Origin of the sequence: Chitinophaga rhizosphaerae (genome assembly GCF_003958645.1) — a bacterium.
GTDB lineage: Bacteria > Bacteroidota > Bacteroidia > Chitinophagales > Chitinophagaceae > Chitinophaga > Chitinophaga rhizosphaerae.
Genome location: NZ_RXLO01000010.1, coordinates 182,931 through 198,382 on the forward strand (window position 1 = coordinate 182,931; position 15,452 = coordinate 198,382).

A 15,452-nucleotide genomic window follows, 5' to 3' on the forward strand; every position below is an offset into this window, starting at 1 on the left:
TACCTATTTCCTTTGGCCAGTAGACAGTTGTTCACCATCTTTAAACCGCTGGGCGGATTGATCCCGGCCAGGCAGTAACTGTCTGCGGGCAACCACCTCGAATTCGGAGTGCACCGTCTCAGCAAACTCATCAGACGCGAAGCCGGACAGTCGAGCACCGGGCTCAACAGGTTGCAGCCTGTCTCCTAGCGTTATCAACGTGCCCGTTGGTGGATCGTGCCGAACAAAAAAAGTCTGTATGGCAGTTTGGGGCTCATTGATGTCAAGCATGGAAACTGCAGCAGACCCGGATTTTTTGGCGCCGATGATAATGCCGGTGTTACGCAGGGGTTTGCCCAGTTCATCGAGTTCGAGTGTTTCGCCCCGGTAGGCGCCTATCAGGTACAAGTCCTGCGTACGTCCCCGATTGGGTTGGACTAAGCCATCTGCGGCCTTGAGAAAGGCGTCTTTTGCCTTCTCCATCGACACCGTTGCCCGCATTTTTTCAACAAAGTGTCCCTGGTGTTTGGATGGCAAGGTCGGATCATAAAAAGAATGTAAGACCACCTGGTAGCCCGAGATGGTGGCTGCCGGTATTACCAGTAATTCCTTAAACGCCTGCGCTACATCGCCAAGGGCAAGCCTGCAGATCAAATCGAGATTCTTGTTAGGTAGCATAAATAATAAGCCCTTTTCGTCCAGTTGTTCTCTAACAATGCGAGGTGGCACCATCTCCTTGAGGGTCCCCGTCTGCAGGTACCTTAGTTCCGATAGCAGGTTGGGAATTGCGGTATAAAACGGAATCCTCTCATTTGGAGCAGCCTTTTGATCCATACCAAATATTTGCTCCCGGCAGAGGCGGCTGACGTCCAGGCTTGAGAGAAATGTGTCCAGGTGAATGGGACTGGCAGGCAGCAAGGCACCCCGAAATGTGACCCAGTTGCGTTTCCTGTCCAGCTTGCGCTCCAGGAATTTAATCATGCTCGTTATACTCGTAGACCCCATGGCCAATAGATTTAACGCTTAAAAACACGGAACCGACTTTGCTCCCTAACAATCGACATCTCCACTGGGCGTCGCCTTTTCTTCGTCCAGCCATCGTTTCGAGAGGTCCGCGATAATGGCAGACACCGGATCAATATGGGCAGAGAGCTCCCTGACTAAGGTCATCAGCTCGACCACCGCCAGCGTATGTCGTCCTTTGCCTGCATTAAGCGAACGGGTGATCTGATTGAGATTATTGCCAATGGCATTGAGCTCTCGCTTAATGGCTACCAGCCGTTCCATTGTCTCTCCCATCGTGGCGTCAATTGTCACCAGCTTTACCTGTCGAAAACAAATGATATCTCTCAGCAACTCAGCCATGGTCCGGTAGGTCGATTGCTTCAATTGCTGCGTCAACCTGGTGTAATGTGCTGTAGTGATGCGGGTCTTTACGTCAAATTTCAGCGCGCTATTATCCGGCACCTTCTTTCGATTCATAAGGCTTCATCTTTTATATGCGCCTAAATGGCAGCTTTTATGCTATAGCGAATCGTGGCCGACTCCGGAGGCCGCGAAATACTTGTGCACAAGTGTACATCTTGCCGACCCTGCCGAAGGGTTCGACCGATCCAGTCTAAAGCGGATTTTCGCCATAGACCAAATTGAGCTCAGCCACAATCCTTTTTTCGACGGACAAGTTGTCAATGAGGCAGGTAGCTAAAAACTCGCTTTAAAAACCTGCGGATTGTCGATTCCAAACTGGCGGATTCGATCTTTAAAATGCATCCAAAGAAAGATCTTGTAGTCAGCGATTTCGAAAAATTCATCTTTGGTAATACCAAAAGGATTGACAATTGGCGCTTGCGCGCCACCAGCCTTGGTATTCTCCGCTAGCCCATAGATATTCTTGGTAAAGCCTTCTCCCAGCTCCAGGGAATTTGAAATGCACAGCGTATGACCAGACAGTCGGATTTGGCGTTTTGTCGACAGCAGCAGCACACGTTTCTTTATGATAGCCATAACCGATATTTTATTACAATGACTTGCGATTGTTCAGCATAGATAATTTGAGGCACCTGCGATCCTGCATAGGGCGATGAGTTTTTTTAGTCATAACAAGAGCGCCATTTAACTTTGCGTGCCCTTCTTTTTAATGCAGGCTGTGGCCGGATCCTCGAATTTTTTGAAGAGGTCGCTCTCGCTCTTCGCCGTAACTTTTAACTACCGACTCCCGACCGCGAGATCCGGTCACAACCCGCCATTTAGAATATTGAACCTGTTGCGCCTGCTTGCCGAGGTTGCGGCTCAGTTTGGCTTCCCGGATGAGGTCTGCTTGCTCGATGTTGTCGACCTCGATCCGCTGTTTGAAGGAGGTCTCTCCTAATTGTACATTATAGGCCAGGTACAACTGTGGCGGTTTCGTTTCCATAATAGCTCGAATTATATTCCATACAAAAATGGCCACTGACAAAAGCTGTGAGGCTTCGATCCTCCTATAGAGGAAAAATAATTGGCTGGAAATTGCGGAAGATGGCAACAAGAAACCGCCGCAGTTGGGCGCGTGAGATGAGTTCATCGCCCTGGAACCGCCGACGCCATCTCGGAATAACACGCCGAATTTGAATCGAAAATGACGGGTGTATACAGCTAATTGTGAAAAGGATAGCTGGCTTGATGACTGTCTAATTAATTGGACGTATCAGGATGCGACATGCGAATTTCGATATCCGGCCCAAGGGAAGAACTCTTTTGATCTCCAACAGCGATTGGTAATGAATGCTTTAATAACGGGATTGGGCCGCCCGTGCGCGGACGGGAAAGCGCTTCAAAAGCCAGGCCTTATACTCCTGGTTACTGGCGCAGTCCCAGCTCCCTTGAGTTTGGCGGAATTCATTTTCGGTGTCACCTATTTGGGGTACAAACTCTGATACAAGGCGGCAGCGCAACTTGATCCAGGTACCTGGCGGCGGAATCTATCGTAGCGACTTTTGGAGAATGATCCCGGGTATCAATGGCCCACAATAGAGCTTTGCATCCCGGGGCTCCGTCGTTTCTATAGCAGGCCACAAGTTCGCTTTTTTTTACTGGATCAATAGCAACCAGGTCAACCAGGCCAATGCATATTTTCCGTCCATCATGCCTTCGTCCGGTGAGGTAAAGTCTCCCCCCCAAGAGGCTGGTCCCGCCATTAAGCCCTGCTGGCGGTGCGCATGTCAAAGTTGAAGTTTTGATACCAACTCCCTTTCTTAGAGCCAACTAACCGTTAGTAAGTTAATTGGACGATGGTTGCCAGAAAGAGCTGTAACACCGGACGCAACACCATCCAAAGAGGCTAAGGATACACAAATGATCCATTTCAGGAGAGATAAGACTGGGAAGTTGATGTGGATAATTAAAGCATGGTGGCGCCGGTTGATGATGGCAGTTTATTCTAATTTTACCCGGGATTCTCCGGATAAACAGCTTCTAGCTGTAGTCGTACCCTGGTAAATTCATGATGCACAAAGCGGGGAACAATCGAAAAAGCCAGCGTATGATAGTAAAATTCAGCAATGGACCAATAAGTATGGTCCTCATGGTTTTTGTAATGGGGTGCAGTGTTTCAGGGCAATCACGTAAATCGCCGGGATCAGCGCAGGTGGTTACATGGATGCGCGGAGTACCGCCGAAATCAATCGATTTCGTCCATGGTTCAACTTGTAAAACCGTCGATTTTGTCATTACTCCCTCCATGGTGGAAGGGTTACCTGACCATAAGCTTGAGGTCCATTTCTCCGCAGGCTCCTCCAGCCTGGTAGATTGCGAAAAGTTGAGTGACCGGCCCAGTTATGACCGGCCTTTTGCACTCCTAATGGAGATCGATCACGCGCGAGAAGGTGAATTTTCGTTTTCCGGACTTGACGACTACCTGAACGTTAAGCACCGGGAAACTGGCGCCTACAAGCTCATCGATATTGCCTACTATCTGCCGTCTGCCAATAATAGCATCGGCGAACTACGTCCCTTCTGCCAAAACAACCGAGCGGTCGCGGCCAAACAATCAACTCGCCTCCTCTCTGCAGGCTGGTATCGCATTGTGGTATCTTCCTATCCTGCGTTTTTCTCCGAAGTCACGGTTTATTGTTGGTCCCCATCTTCGAGCGGTATGCTAAGTGTATCCGCCAATGACCATAGGGAAATGAGTTACCAGTACTATAACAGGCAAATGTAGCTGTGGTAAGTTACCTCCTGCCTGAAATTAGGTGTAGGGTTATGGCCCAACTATTTCGAACGGCAAATTTTGTTCATTTGCCAGACTTATGGGCACTAACCGCGACATCATAAATGTTTTTGCTTCAAATTTGCGCCGGTTGCGGCTGGCGAGGGGCTTTACTTACGCCGCTCTTTCAACACGGTGTGGGATAGACCGGAGTGAGCTTTGCAAGATGGAATCGGGAAAGATCAATATCGGACTCTGCTCGCTCGCCGCCATTGCAAAAGGCTTAGAAGTTACTGTAGAAGCGTTGCTCATGTCGAGTGAAAACATTTCTTTGTAGCAAGGCGAACTCCCCTTCATGAATTGAAAATGGCGCCTAAATTAGGGCACCATACTTCCCGAACTACCAAAATCGCTTAAAATCATTTTTATCTTGCGCAATTTTACACAAGTATCCTCAAACCATCCTTTTACCTTAAGGCCTTCCCTAAGCACTGACTCATCTATTTCTCCGAGAGGCGACTGAAACAGATTGAAAATAAAATCCAGTCTTGGCATAAACTCAATTAAATCCTGGTCAATTTCGCTAGGCGTGATAATGATAAAGGGATCATGAATCTTCGAAAGCATCTCGAAATGTAGCATGTCGTAGATTACCTCTTCAATAGGATACAGGAGTTCCATGAAAAGGTTCATCATCGGTTTGATTTCCATTTCCAGCTCAGGGATATGAAAATGTTTTTGTTCCGAAAGCATATTAATCTTGGCCAAAATGCAATCAGCCATTTTTTTCATTCGATATAACTCAAGCTGATACCAGGTGAGAAAATCCGGAGCTCCCCTTTGATAGCTACTTTTTCTGAAGCCGTCGTGAATGGCAATCATTTTTTCCACATTCAAATTATACCAGGAATACCATTGTTGCAATCCCCCGTGTGAAAAATCTTCCAGACTGAACTTTGGATGACGTTGGTCAGACATTACGGCGACAACCATTTTCACCTGGCAATGAAATTTTTGAAGGTGGTTAACAAAGATTTCAGAAGCATCCAAAATGCTAAGCACCTTCGCCAAACTCTTTTCATTGGGAATGGTCGGCTCAACAACTACATTGATGGGCAATTCCAATTCCGAAGTGATCTTCAAAATACTTCGTAAGCCTGAAAACTGAATAGCCCGAATTGGTCTGTTAATTTCCAGGATATCTAATTGCCAGCATAGCATTTCTGCTGCTTTCTTTATTCTCACAATGTTTTCCTGAACTACGCTGAGAGTAATGTCTTTCCTCATTTATTTATTGGAGTCAATTTTGAAAATATGGCCGTCGAATGATGGGCAGTCTCCACTAAGCGAAATAGCCTCGGGAAAATAAGTACGCTTGCCTGTATGCTTATTTCGCCACTCGACGAGTGTGGCATAGCTCAAATTGTAGTAGGAAACAAAATCTACCAGTTTTCGAGAGAGCTTTTCAGGCGTTCTTTTCAACATCTTTATGACATGTGGCCTGAATTCATGAAAATCTTCTATTAACCAATCTAATAAAATGTACAACCTCTTTGCTTCAATAATCTCATTGCATGAAGCGTCAGGACTAAGATTACACCTCTTTTCATGCGAAATAGGGTGATTCAATAATTCATCCGCAACATGTCCCAGTTCAATTAGGGGGGCGCATTCGCTTTCTACTTTCCCCGAGATCTTTCTCAGATCAACCATCTCCTTGAGGTATAGTAAAGAACGAATCATGTTCGTATGGAATTGGGAAACCTTTTTTTCTAGATATAGACTCATACTTCCAAATTGTTATCTCAGGTAATTTTATTTCCATTTAATTGTTAATCTGGCAAATTGCCACGCAGTGTAAACACAATAGATGAGCTTGAAGCAGGCTTTGCAATTTCCGCATTCTCAATTCTATTATTGTCAACAGCTTGTTAATGGGGACTAAAATAACTTCCTTTATCTATTGTTCAGAAAGTCTTCTTAAAAGTGGAGGCATGCTGTCGACGACCTACTCCGATCTTGCCACGAAAAGTCTACTCGCCATTCGGAAAACAATCGACTTTCTCCATTTAATCATCGACTTAGGCCTATAAGCGTATATAATACGATTAATCACAAACTTGTTTGCATATAGATAACGGAATTATCATTTTCAAGCGATTACACTACTCACCACAACCTCCAGGAAGTGTGGAAATTTTAGCCGTTTGTTTCATGATATAATCGATATACTAACGTAACTTAAATGTCGATTTTTCTATTTTCAAAGACCCGGCATATAAATACCAGGTCGTCTAAACGAGAACTATTTGTCGTTACTCTACTAAACCGCCGTTCGACTGTTGGCCAAAGAACGACGCTTAGGAAAGCTCAGGCCCCCTGCATACGAAATACCGGCGGCCTCACACTACTATTCATTTTTGAACTGCGTTAGTCGAAATAAAGCACCTCTTGAATACCAATTCGGTATCCCGACGCGCGCAACACATTATTCGCCGTATTCGACATGATCAATTAATTCTCTAACTAACCGCTGAAGGTTTCCCAATAGTTTAAAGTGTTATTATATTGATGCAAAACTTTGAATCTAGGGCGTAAGCACCAACATAAGCCCCTAGCAGGTATTGTCTTTGATCAGACTACGGCTATGGAAAAATAGCAAATATGACCGCCAAAACTTGACTTAACCGTTACGAATATGTTAATAAGGGTCCAATACCATTGGCATATGCTGATCATTTGTACAATCGGCACTTTGCTTGCCTTATTTCATTTCGTAAATGCAAATAATTTTAGTCATATTAGTTGACTACATTTTTTTTTAGGAATTCACCCTTTTCGCTATATCCGCGCATCATATTGTAAAAGACTACTTATTCCTGTTATGAGATACCCCTACCTTTCAATCGCGGCATTACTAGCTTTCGGGTGTTTAGCTTGTAAAAAATCAGATACTATTCGACCAATTTCAAGTAGAATTCCTGTCTATTTTAAATTCCGCATTGTTGAAATCAACTCCTATTGTAAAGATTATCAGGGACGAACCGCAGTAAAGCTAAAATGTATTGAATATCCGACACAGGATGTACAGGGACATTTGCTTTTACACATTAACGTGGATTCCATATTTATGTCCACATCAGTACCAGCATATTACCTTCAACGAGGTAAGGAATTTTGCGCAGAAGTCAATATTTATGTTGATTGGCAAGAAAGGGCCTGGTGCAGAACGATGGGATTTCAAATTGATTTGGACAACGTCCAGTAATACTATATTATTTAGGGCACAACTAAAATATCATTTGCAAATTGGTTACAATCTGGAGCTGCATGTCTATGCGGGCTGGCATCATAACTAACTTGCTGGGATCTCCACACCGCTATCGAGGAGTCCTCAATCATTGAAACTAACACAAAATGCTGACCCAATAGCCGCTAAAACTCGACTGCCGGATCAAGGCTGGGATTTCATGGATTGTATTCAATATCTGTATCTCTGAAACAATTGGACACATCATAGGATTTCTCAGTTATGAAATACTATGCTATGAACAACCCATTTAGCAGTAACTCCATTAATAGTAATAGTCGGAACAGTTGCAGGAGTCCCTGCTGGAGCTTCTGTAAAATGAGCGCAGCAGAATCTCGCCGTCTCATTACAATCGTCTCTTAATATTGTCGGAACACCCTTTAAGTACTTAACTTGATTTGTAACAACCCATGAATTAACAGTTGAAGAAAGATCAGAGGTAGCCGGCGAATATGTAATAGAACCCGAGGCATTTTGAAGTATAAAATTCTCATAACACGCTGTGATAGTTCTAGAACCTAAAGCATTTGCGTTTGCCGCAACAGAAATAACGATTGCCAATGAAGTGAAAACAACCGAAAAGTTTAATTTCTTATTCTTCATCTAATATGTTTTTAATGTTTAGAAAATAAAGGTAGTTTGAAACAGATCCGGTTTTTCGTCAAGCCTATCCCTTTAATCATGGAACTCCACACTGGTCACAACCCACCTGGCAAGAATTCCACCTATATTAAGAATTGGGACCGTACTTGGAGTGGATGCTGGAGCCTCAGTAAAGCGAACGCAACAAAATTGAGAAGTTCCAAAACAATCATCCCCGTCTCCGGAGGGTAAATGTCTTAGATATTTGATTTGAGAAGCACCAAAAATAAGGCTATTGGCAGTTGCCGCAGCATCTGTCTGAGCAGGAACGTATAAACTGGTCCCTGGAATATTCTGCAGCACTACCACCGGAAAACAAGCGGTAATCGTCCTAAATTCTGATTTTGATGAAAATGCAGTCATCGCAATTATAATGAATGCAAATAATAGGCAGAAATTAACTTTTTTCATAACGTAGTTTTTTCGGTGAAACTATCTGATCCCTCCATTTATATCATCTTCACACAAAGCAACCGACAAGTCCTCCCATCCAATAGCTAATCAACTCTAATTTACTTACAAATACTGCGATGACATTTCGTGCAAGTTGCTCGGATTGACTTTTTTCTGTTGTCAATTAACTCGCTACCAACATATGCACAAAAACATCCATAATTAGTTTGAATAGAAAAAAAGGACTGAAAAAATTCACCCCTCTTAATTTGGGCGCTATCCTATAATAACAGGATTATTTCACTTACAGAAATTCAACTCTTTAAAACCTTCACATGTTACGTATTTCCTCTATTCTTATTTGCCTGATTATTTGTTCAGTTCTTTACGCCGGATATCAGAAAACCCCAGAAAACGGTTTCATATTGAAAGGATATATTGAAGGTTTGCCAAAAGAAACAGTAGTATTTCTTCTAAGTAGGCAAAATGACGTTTCAAAGGACAAAGATACTTTTATGGCCGCGAGGGCAGTAAATGGCAAATTTACCTTTAGTGGAAAAATTAATGGTGCACATTTTTATTTTCTATCCATTGATTCAAGGATATCCAAAGCAAACACAACCGTAAGCAACGCCCTATGGTTGGAAAACAAACACATGAATTTAAGAGGGACTGTCAGTAGGATGGACAGTCTGACCCTTGAAGGTTCTCTTTCACAAAAAGATTACCAAAGTTCGGTAGAGACGATTAATAATTATAACCGAACGAATGATAGATCAGTTGTCATCAACTATTTAAATGATCACAAGAATTCAATGATAATGCCCTATCTTCTGGGAAGGTTACGGCCGTTTTTTACATTAGATTCACTTATCTACTATTTTAACGCCTCCTCCAAAGAAGCTCAAAGTACCCCAACTGGTATCAAATTTAAAAAAGAACTGGACCTAAAGTATCAGTATAAAGATTTCTATGAAAAAGGCCCTATAGGAAACGTCATTCCAAATTTTCAGGTTATGACTTCTACTGGAGATAAGGTGTTCATACATGACATGATCAGCAAAAAGAATGTCACATTAATCGATTTCTGGGCAAGCTGGTGCGTTCCTTGCAGAGCCCTTAATCCACAGCTGTCCAAAGTCTATAATAAATATAATTCGAAAGGGTTTCAAATTATCGGGATCTCAATAGATGCAGTTGATAGTGATTGGTTAAAGGCTGTAAAGGAAGATAATATGGCATGGATTCAAACATCTGATAAGATTGATAACTCGTATAAATATATTTTTGGCATGTGGGCTGTGCCAGCATATCTCCTTGTAGACAAAAACGCTAGGGTGATAAAGGGCAATCCCACAGAAATCAATACTTCCTTAAAACCCGACGAGGTTGTAAATATCGAGAAACTCGACTCCTTGGTTGAAGGTGCATTAAATTACTAACCAAAACCCATATCCAATGAGACCCTGTAAAATTGCATCGACGTTGTTGCCCATATTACAGTTGGTGCTTAGCACAAATTGCTGGGCACAGAACAAGCTCAAGTATAAGTTAAATGAAAAAATACCAGACTTGACATTCCGGTATGTCCACGATGCAGGGCTGCGGAAAATATCCGATTTCAAAGGTAAGATCCTGGTGCTTGATTTTTGGTCGAGAGGATGTGGATCATGTATTGCATCCTTTCCCAATATAGAAAGTCTCGTAGATGATCGAAGAAACGACATTGCTGTTGTTGCTGTTATGCGAGAAAATCGGCACATCTTTGATAGCCTAAAAGGGAAATCACAAATATTGAAGGAATCCAACCTGAATTTTGTGGTGGGCGACACCATCATGCGAAGTAACTTCCCACACACGTATGTGCCATATTGTGTCTGGATTGATAAGGATGGAAGATTTATTGGTACTACAACTAAGGTAACAAATGAATTACTCGACCAGGCCTTAAGCGGCGGTTTTCTCGGAGCCTTCGAGTCAAACCAAAATCCGACAGTCAGAACCGAGTTGGATTTTATAAAAGAACGTCAAAAGCTAATCCGAAAAACCCATGAAGGAATTGAATATTACGTGACTCTTCGAACTGACACTACAGTTCACAAAAGCTTTATTAATAAATATATCCCTCTAAAGGACAGTGCATCAGATCAAAACATTGGATTTCTCCTTCCCGCTTTTCCGCTTTCCAGCTTGTTACCGCTCTTCTATACAACAACAGACCATGTTTTGCTGACTTCGACTGATGAACGACTTTCAAAATTGATTAAGACCCAAAAGGCAACCTACAATGAAGACAACCCCCTGGTGTATATGGAACTGGTCCTTGAGCCTGGTAAAGCTTCTGATATTGCTGTGCTAAACAGTATCGCACGAACGGAAATCGGCAACTTTTTTGGCATAACGTATAAACTCGCCAATGAGCCCTACCCCTCTTTAGTGTTAAAGAGAACCAGAATAACCCACAATTCTCCTCAAATTATTAAAATTGAAAAAATAGCTGGAGAGAGAAAACTCGGAGATCCCATCGAATTTACAAAGAATGGAATTAAAACTGGAAGTACCGGAAACACCGTCAATCAAATTATCACCGGCGTTATAGGAAAAATAAATTTTGAGCTAAACAACAACTATCACGTAATAAATGAAACGAACCAGAATCTGGATAATATCATCGTAACTGGCTATTTAATATGTAAGGACTTGGGGGACATTGATCAACTCAATAAAATGTTGGGCGATTTGGGTTACACATTTTCTATCGAAAATAGAATATTGCCAACTATTCAGTTGAACAAGACTGCCTATTCTCACGACAGCAGATAAACCTGACAGTTGAATTAAACGAATTTCCTTCAAAAAATTAGCAAAGCATTTCTTAGATCCGGAATTCTCAGCATCCATAAATTTTAACCCTGGAATAAATAGAGGGTACCGCTCAAAGGTACCCTTTGTTGTCTTCCTAAAGATCATGATAATAGACACTTTCAACTACCCACTTTGCTGTAATACCACCTATAGTTATAAATGGTACCGTAGCAGGAGTTCCAACAGGTGCCTCTGTAAATGTAGCACAGCAGAAACGTTGCGTTTCATAACAAAATTCAGTTGGTATTGAAAACGCAGGTATCGTTTTAAGGTATTTATATTGAAACCCAAATATTTGCTGGTCCACGTACCATGCGAAATCGGTGTCTGAGAAAGTAAAGGAAAATGAATTTGCGGCATTTTGCACAGTAATCAGCCTGTAACAAGCCGAAACGGTCCTTTTCCCTATTTTACTAGCATTTGCTGTTAAAGTAAACCCGATTGCCAGTACGGCAAATGCCACTTGGAAAGTAAACTTGACTGTTTTCATATGTATTGCAATAATGTATTATATTAATCTTATTGTATGCGACTTAGCCATAGAGTTAAGGGTGTCCCAATTTATGAGACACCCTTAATTTTACCACTACAAGTGATTAATTAGTTGTGGAGCTTAATGCTCTGAACAACCCATTTTGCAGTTACTGCACCAATGGTAACGTTAGGAACGGTAGCCGGAGTACCTGCGGGAGCTTCCGTAAAGATAGCGCAGCAGAAACGATCAGTTTCATTGCATACGTCATTGATAGTAGACGGAGCTTGCTTCAGGAACTTAATTTGGTTAGTAACAACCTGGGTATTAACGAAAGAAGCCAAATCAGTTTGAGCCGGAGCATAAGTGGCAGAATTGGCAGAGTTCTGCAGCAGCACTACTTCATAGCAAGCAGTAATCGTTCTTTTTCCCAGTTTGTTAGCATTTGCGGCAACAGAAACACCGATAGCGAGAACGGCGATAACCAAAGCGAAGCTCAGTTTTGCGATTTTCATTTTGTGTGATTTTAAAAGTTAACAATAGTTGCCTTTTTTTCAAGACAGGCTCTTGCTTATTGCAATAAGTATCGTGTATTAAATCTTTTTGATGTGCGACTTCCACATAAAGTATCCCGCGACAGAAAAGATTGTCAAGGTAATATTCAGAATCAAGTGTTGGGGCCAATTCAACCATCCAACAACGCCACCACAACTGCAGGGCAAATGGGGTAAAGTCATCATCATGTAGGCGACGTACCAAGTAAAGAAGGCCATTAATAGCGCAGAAGCGATAAAACCAAAACTCCTGGTGCGCTTAAACACAATCGCGAAAGCTACCAACAGTTCAATTGAAGGACCACCATATGCAAAAAGGAGAGAATTACTCCTAAAAATGGGGTTTTGGCTTAGTTGAATACTAAAACTTCTAAAGTCGATAAGTTTGGTTATCGCAGTATAGATGTAAACCAGAATAAGCACAGAGGCAAAAAACTCAATAAGAATTGCTTTCCAATCTAATTTACTCTTGCTGTGATTTTTCAATAATAGTGATTTCTGTGTCATGTTAAGCTAAAGGGAGTTTGTCTCAGCATCGAACGTGCTGGGTTAAACAATTGTGGTTACTACTTTCCTGTGGTTCTTCTATAATCCAAAGCTAAATAGGACTACTGCGAGAAGACTTCAGAGCGATTATTTTTTCTAATTTTCTTGCCGATTGACTAATAGGAATGTGTGCTGCTGGAGCAGCATGATGGAAGGCTTGTTTATTTACATCAAACGCTCCCAGTTCTATGTGTTCAAACGAATAAAGACAAAGACGTCTGAGTTCAGTCCAAGTAATTGTGGATATCTGAAAGAGAATGCTCAATTTCGGTTAAATATAACCGTCTATTACTATGCTTGTTATACATTGAAAAAACAATTCTGTAACATTTTAGCAAAATAATTCACCCTTTCCGAAAAAATGCTTTCTTAATTATGTTATTGATTATTAACAAATTCTCAAGCAATCAAGCCAAACGCAAGGATTACATTTATGCCCGAGATAAAAATAATATACGTCGACAACGATATTCACTTTGCACATAACATTGTTAAGCGACTAAAAGATGAGGGTTTTGAAATAGTTCATGAAACTAATGGAGAAAATGCCCTCAAAAAAATCGACAAAGAAAAGTTTGATTTATGCATACTTGAGTCAATGATTCCAGGGATGGATGGGTTCTTGCTTGCATCGGCTATAAGGTCAAAAGATGATAAGATCCCTATACTATTCTTCTCTTCGAAAGCGCTCGACGAAGACATAATCAGAGGCTTTAAAAGTGGAGGGGACGACTATCTTGGCAAAACAGCCTGCATGCAAGAGTTACTTTTAAGGTTGAATGTTTTTCTAAAAAGGACTAGAAGACTATCAGGCGACAAACGGGAAGTATTTATAATACAAAACCTGACGTTTGAATACAATGAGCTTTGCTTAAAGTCTAAAGAAGGGAAAGTAGAATTGATTAGCCAAAAGGAAGCCGATTTACTGAAATTCTTATGTCAAAATCCAAATAAAACATTAAAACGAGAGGAAATACTATATCATGTTTGGGGGAAAGATGACTATTTCTTGGGAAGAAGTATGGATGTCTTTATTGTTAAGCTCAGAAAAAGGCTGAAAAAGACACCGGGAGTAGAAATTGAAACTATACATGGAATCGGCTTCAAATTTATACTCCCGGTATGATGTAGGAATTGCTTACCAACCCGGATTCTGTTTAATCGAGGCATTCAAAATAACTTCCCTAGGAATTGGGAAAGTGTATTTTTCGCTGTTCGGCTCAAGGACATAGTTTTGACCTGCAATCGATCGGGTTAAGATCTTCTTAAATTTCCCCTCAGTATTAAGCCTTCGCAAATCAGACCACCTAACTCCGCGTCTCAAGAGCTGCTTTTCGCGCTCCTTTAGAATCCAAGTCAAAGCTACATTTGGATCGTTTGTTGACCTGTTCATGTAGGTTGATTCACCACCCTCAGTTTTGCGGTATCGGCTGCGAGATAAATCATTTAAATATTTCAGCGCCTCTGGAACTTTTCCTGATCGCGCAAGACATTCACCTGCTATCAAATACATCTCATCCGTTGAAATTCCGGTATATGTATCAGTTCTACGTAGTGCGTAGCTTCCAGAAAACGAAATGTTGCCTGCACCACCGACCTTAAAAAAAATATACTTCCTAAGATCGTTTTCTTCATATTGGTCATATAGAGCTTTAGGAACCTCTAATCGACTCACAGGCGCGCCGCTACAAAATGATGCACTCGCCATCTCAATATTGGGATTAATAAACTGTGCACTTTGACTTAGTGTATTAAAATCAAGCAAGGAAGACTTCTCCTTCAGGTATGCTTTGGCATAGTGCAACGCACTATCAAATTTCTGCTCAATCAAATATACCCTTGCCAAATAACCCCAAGCTGCATGCTTTGTAGGTATCTGGATAAAAGCGGTATTGTTGGGCAAAAGTTCCGCACTCGATTTTATATCTGATATAATACGCTCATATGTTTGACCTAATGTTGATCTTTTAGTTGGCTCGTTGACATTAGCATTGACCCTTAATGGAATTCCATACTCGCTGTTTAAACTCTCTTTGCTATAAGGAGGAGCAAACATTTGAGCAAGTTCGGCAAATAATCTCCCCCTGTTAAAATATGCCCGTCCCTTGAGTAATCGGACCTCCATATCAGCACCATCCATTTTTTCCAGACCATCAAGTGCTACATTCAATGTAAATATTACTTTGTACGCTAGGGTATAATCTCCTATTGCATTATAGGGTGTCCGTTCTACCCAGGTATATGCGTTTCCTGATGTACTTCTTTCGTGGGACGCCCAACCTGCCTCTGTGATGGTATCCTGGTCTGACGCGAATTCACACAGAGTACATGAATTCGTGAGTGCAGTTACCGGCTCATCCAGCATCGCCCTAAAATCCTCAATTGTAGCTGGAACAGCAAGGGACCCATCAGGCTTCTCATCTAACCATTTTTTTACACATCCAGAGAGCGAAAGTGTGACTATTACAGCTATAATATATTTGAACTTATTTATCATGTTTATATATA

At 41.8% G+C, this 15,452-nt stretch carries 17 protein-coding genes; 5 read left to right on the top strand and 12 right to left on the bottom strand.

Annotated features, from left to right (window positions below; all coding sequences use genetic code 11):
• Nucleotides 1–3 precede the first annotated feature (3 nt).
• From EJ361_RS21285 to EJ361_RS21300, 4 genes are all read right to left on the bottom strand, one after another.
• Entirely contained in the window at nucleotides 4–960 is a 957-nt protein-coding gene (locus EJ361_RS21285; RefSeq protein WP_126248094.1) for a hypothetical protein, read from the bottom strand.
• A gap of 69 nt (nucleotides 961–1,029) precedes the next feature.
• Nucleotides 1,030–1,461, bottom strand: coding sequence for a plasmid mobilization protein (locus EJ361_RS21290; protein ID WP_126248096.1), 432 nt, complete (start codon nucleotides 1,459–1,461; stop codon nucleotides 1,030–1,032).
• A 219-nt stretch (nucleotides 1,462–1,680) separates the two neighbouring features.
• The gene (locus tag EJ361_RS21295) at nucleotides 1,681–1,983 is read right to left on the bottom strand and encodes a hypothetical protein (RefSeq protein WP_126248098.1); all 303 of its coding nucleotides are present in this window, start codon (nucleotides 1,981–1,983) and stop codon (nucleotides 1,681–1,683) included.
• Nucleotides 1,984–2,113: 130 nt separating this feature from the next.
• A complete protein-coding gene (locus EJ361_RS21300; RefSeq protein WP_126248100.1) occupies nucleotides 2,114–2,392 on the bottom strand; it encodes a hypothetical protein in 279 nt (92 codons plus the stop codon).
• A gap of 1,104 nt (nucleotides 2,393–3,496) precedes the next feature.
• Between EJ361_RS21300 and EJ361_RS21305 the strand changes: the two genes are divergently transcribed.
• Both EJ361_RS21305 and EJ361_RS26190 read left to right on the top strand, forming a co-directional pair.
• A complete protein-coding gene (locus EJ361_RS21305) occupies nucleotides 3,497–4,174 on the top strand; it encodes a hypothetical protein (RefSeq protein ID WP_126248102.1) in 678 nt (225 codons plus the stop codon).
• An 88-nt stretch (nucleotides 4,175–4,262) separates the two neighbouring features.
• Entirely contained in the window at nucleotides 4,263–4,499 is a 237-nt protein-coding gene (locus EJ361_RS26190) for a helix-turn-helix domain-containing protein (protein WP_126248104.1), read from the top strand.
• A 41-nt stretch (nucleotides 4,500–4,540) separates the two neighbouring features.
• On the opposite strand, the gene EJ361_RS21315 is transcribed toward EJ361_RS26190, so the two are convergent.
• From EJ361_RS21315 to EJ361_RS21330, 4 genes are all read right to left on the bottom strand, one after another.
• Nucleotides 4,541–5,449 carry a hypothetical protein gene (locus EJ361_RS21315; protein ID WP_126248106.1) on the bottom strand — a complete coding sequence of 303 codons (909 nt, stop codon included), beginning with the start codon at nucleotides 5,447–5,449 and terminating at the stop codon, nucleotides 4,541–4,543.
• On the bottom strand, nucleotides 5,450–5,905 hold the full coding sequence (locus EJ361_RS21320) for a hypothetical protein (RefSeq protein WP_126248108.1): 456 nt from the start codon (nucleotides 5,903–5,905) through the stop codon (nucleotides 5,450–5,452).
• Between the two features lie 1,783 nt (nucleotides 5,906–7,688).
• Complete coding sequence (locus EJ361_RS21325; protein ID WP_126248110.1) at nucleotides 7,689–8,075, bottom strand: hypothetical protein; 387 nt, start codon at nucleotides 8,073–8,075, stop codon at nucleotides 7,689–7,691.
• 72 nt (nucleotides 8,076–8,147) lie between these two features.
• The gene (locus EJ361_RS21330) at nucleotides 8,148–8,525 is read right to left on the bottom strand and encodes a hypothetical protein (protein ID WP_126248112.1); all 378 of its coding nucleotides are present in this window, start codon (nucleotides 8,523–8,525) and stop codon (nucleotides 8,148–8,150) included.
• A 317-nt stretch (nucleotides 8,526–8,842) separates the two neighbouring features.
• On the opposite strand from EJ361_RS21330, the gene EJ361_RS21335 reads away from it, so the two are divergent.
• Nucleotides 8,843–9,949 carry a TlpA disulfide reductase family protein gene (locus tag EJ361_RS21335; RefSeq protein WP_126248114.1) on the top strand — a complete coding sequence of 369 codons (1,107 nt, stop codon included), beginning with the start codon at nucleotides 8,843–8,845 and terminating at the stop codon, nucleotides 9,947–9,949.
• Nucleotides 9,950–9,965: 16 nt separating this feature from the next.
• Nucleotides 9,966–11,330 carry a TlpA family protein disulfide reductase gene (locus EJ361_RS21340; RefSeq protein ID WP_126248116.1) on the top strand — a complete coding sequence of 455 codons (1,365 nt, stop codon included), beginning with the start codon at nucleotides 9,966–9,968 and terminating at the stop codon, nucleotides 11,328–11,330.
• Between the two features lie 136 nt (nucleotides 11,331–11,466).
• On the opposite strand, the gene EJ361_RS21345 is transcribed toward EJ361_RS21340, so the two are convergent.
• The 3 genes from EJ361_RS21345 to EJ361_RS21355 all read right to left on the bottom strand — a co-directional run bounded on the left by EJ361_RS21345 (nucleotide 11,467) and on the right by EJ361_RS21355 (nucleotide 12,905).
• Nucleotides 11,467–11,862, bottom strand: coding sequence for a hypothetical protein (locus tag EJ361_RS21345; protein ID WP_126248118.1), 396 nt, complete (start codon nucleotides 11,860–11,862; stop codon nucleotides 11,467–11,469).
• 110 nt (nucleotides 11,863–11,972) lie between these two features.
• Complete coding sequence (locus tag EJ361_RS21350; RefSeq protein ID WP_126248120.1) at nucleotides 11,973–12,359, bottom strand: hypothetical protein; 387 nt, start codon at nucleotides 12,357–12,359, stop codon at nucleotides 11,973–11,975.
• Between the two features lie 78 nt (nucleotides 12,360–12,437).
• Entirely contained in the window at nucleotides 12,438–12,905 is a 468-nt protein-coding gene (locus EJ361_RS21355) for a MauE/DoxX family redox-associated membrane protein (protein WP_126248122.1), read from the bottom strand.
• Nucleotides 12,906–13,377: 472 nt separating this feature from the next.
• On the opposite strand from EJ361_RS21355, the gene EJ361_RS21360 reads away from it, so the two are divergent.
• Complete coding sequence (locus tag EJ361_RS21360; RefSeq protein WP_126248124.1) at nucleotides 13,378–14,070, top strand: response regulator transcription factor; 693 nt, start codon at nucleotides 13,378–13,380, stop codon at nucleotides 14,068–14,070.
• Between the two features lie 12 nt (nucleotides 14,071–14,082).
• Here EJ361_RS21360 and EJ361_RS21365 read toward each other — a convergent pair whose 3' ends face one another.
• Nucleotides 14,083–15,441 (bottom strand): RagB/SusD family nutrient uptake outer membrane protein, encoded by a 1,359-nt coding sequence (locus EJ361_RS21365; RefSeq protein WP_126248126.1) that lies wholly within the window; start codon nucleotides 15,439–15,441, stop codon nucleotides 14,083–14,085.
• Nucleotides 15,442–15,452 lie beyond the last annotated feature (11 nt).

What these genes read in the sequence shown, in the direction of transcription:
- EJ361_RS21285 (WP_126248094.1), bottom strand. Translation starts at nt 960, where the DNA reads ATGATTAAATTCCTGGAGCGCAAGCTGGACAGGAAACGCAACTGGGTC.
- EJ361_RS21365 (WP_126248126.1), bottom strand. Translation starts at nt 15,441, where the DNA reads ATGATAAATAAGTTCAAATATATTATAGCTGTAATAGTCACACTTTCG.
- EJ361_RS21320 (WP_126248108.1), bottom strand. Translation starts at nt 5,905, where the DNA reads ATGATTCGTTCTTTACTATACCTCAAGGAGATGGTTGATCTGAGAAAG.
- EJ361_RS21315 (WP_126248106.1), bottom strand. Translation starts at nt 5,449, where the DNA reads ATGAGGAAAGACATTACTCTCAGCGTAGTTCAGGAAAACATTGTGAGA.
- EJ361_RS21330 (WP_126248112.1), bottom strand. Translation starts at nt 8,525, where the DNA reads ATGAAAAAAGTTAATTTCTGCCTATTATTTGCATTCATTATAATTGCG.
- EJ361_RS21345 (WP_126248118.1), bottom strand. Translation starts at nt 11,862, where the DNA reads ATGAAAACAGTCAAGTTTACTTTCCAAGTGGCATTTGCCGTACTGGCA.
- EJ361_RS21355 (WP_126248122.1), bottom strand. Translation starts at nt 12,905, where the DNA reads ATGACACAGAAATCACTATTATTGAAAAATCACAGCAAGAGTAAATTA.
- EJ361_RS26190 (WP_126248104.1), top strand. Translation starts at nt 4,263, where the DNA reads ATGGGCACTAACCGCGACATCATAAATGTTTTTGCTTCAAATTTGCGC.
- EJ361_RS21325 (WP_126248110.1), bottom strand. Translation starts at nt 8,075, where the DNA reads ATGAAGAATAAGAAATTAAACTTTTCGGTTGTTTTCACTTCATTGGCA.
- EJ361_RS21360 (WP_126248124.1), top strand. Translation starts at nt 13,378, where the DNA reads ATGCCCGAGATAAAAATAATATACGTCGACAACGATATTCACTTTGCA.
- EJ361_RS21335 (WP_126248114.1), top strand. Translation starts at nt 8,843, where the DNA reads ATGTTACGTATTTCCTCTATTCTTATTTGCCTGATTATTTGTTCAGTT.
- EJ361_RS21295 (WP_126248098.1), bottom strand. Translation starts at nt 1,983, where the DNA reads ATGGCTATCATAAAGAAACGTGTGCTGCTGCTGTCGACAAAACGCCAA.
- EJ361_RS21340 (WP_126248116.1), top strand. Translation starts at nt 9,966, where the DNA reads ATGAGACCCTGTAAAATTGCATCGACGTTGTTGCCCATATTACAGTTG.
- EJ361_RS21290 (WP_126248096.1), bottom strand. Translation starts at nt 1,461, where the DNA reads ATGAATCGAAAGAAGGTGCCGGATAATAGCGCGCTGAAATTTGACGTA.
- EJ361_RS21350 (WP_126248120.1), bottom strand. Translation starts at nt 12,359, where the DNA reads ATGAAAATCGCAAAACTGAGCTTCGCTTTGGTTATCGCCGTTCTCGCT.
- EJ361_RS21305 (WP_126248102.1), top strand. Translation starts at nt 3,497, where the DNA reads ATGATAGTAAAATTCAGCAATGGACCAATAAGTATGGTCCTCATGGTT.
- EJ361_RS21300 (WP_126248100.1), bottom strand. Translation starts at nt 2,392, where the DNA reads ATGGAAACGAAACCGCCACAGTTGTACCTGGCCTATAATGTACAATTA.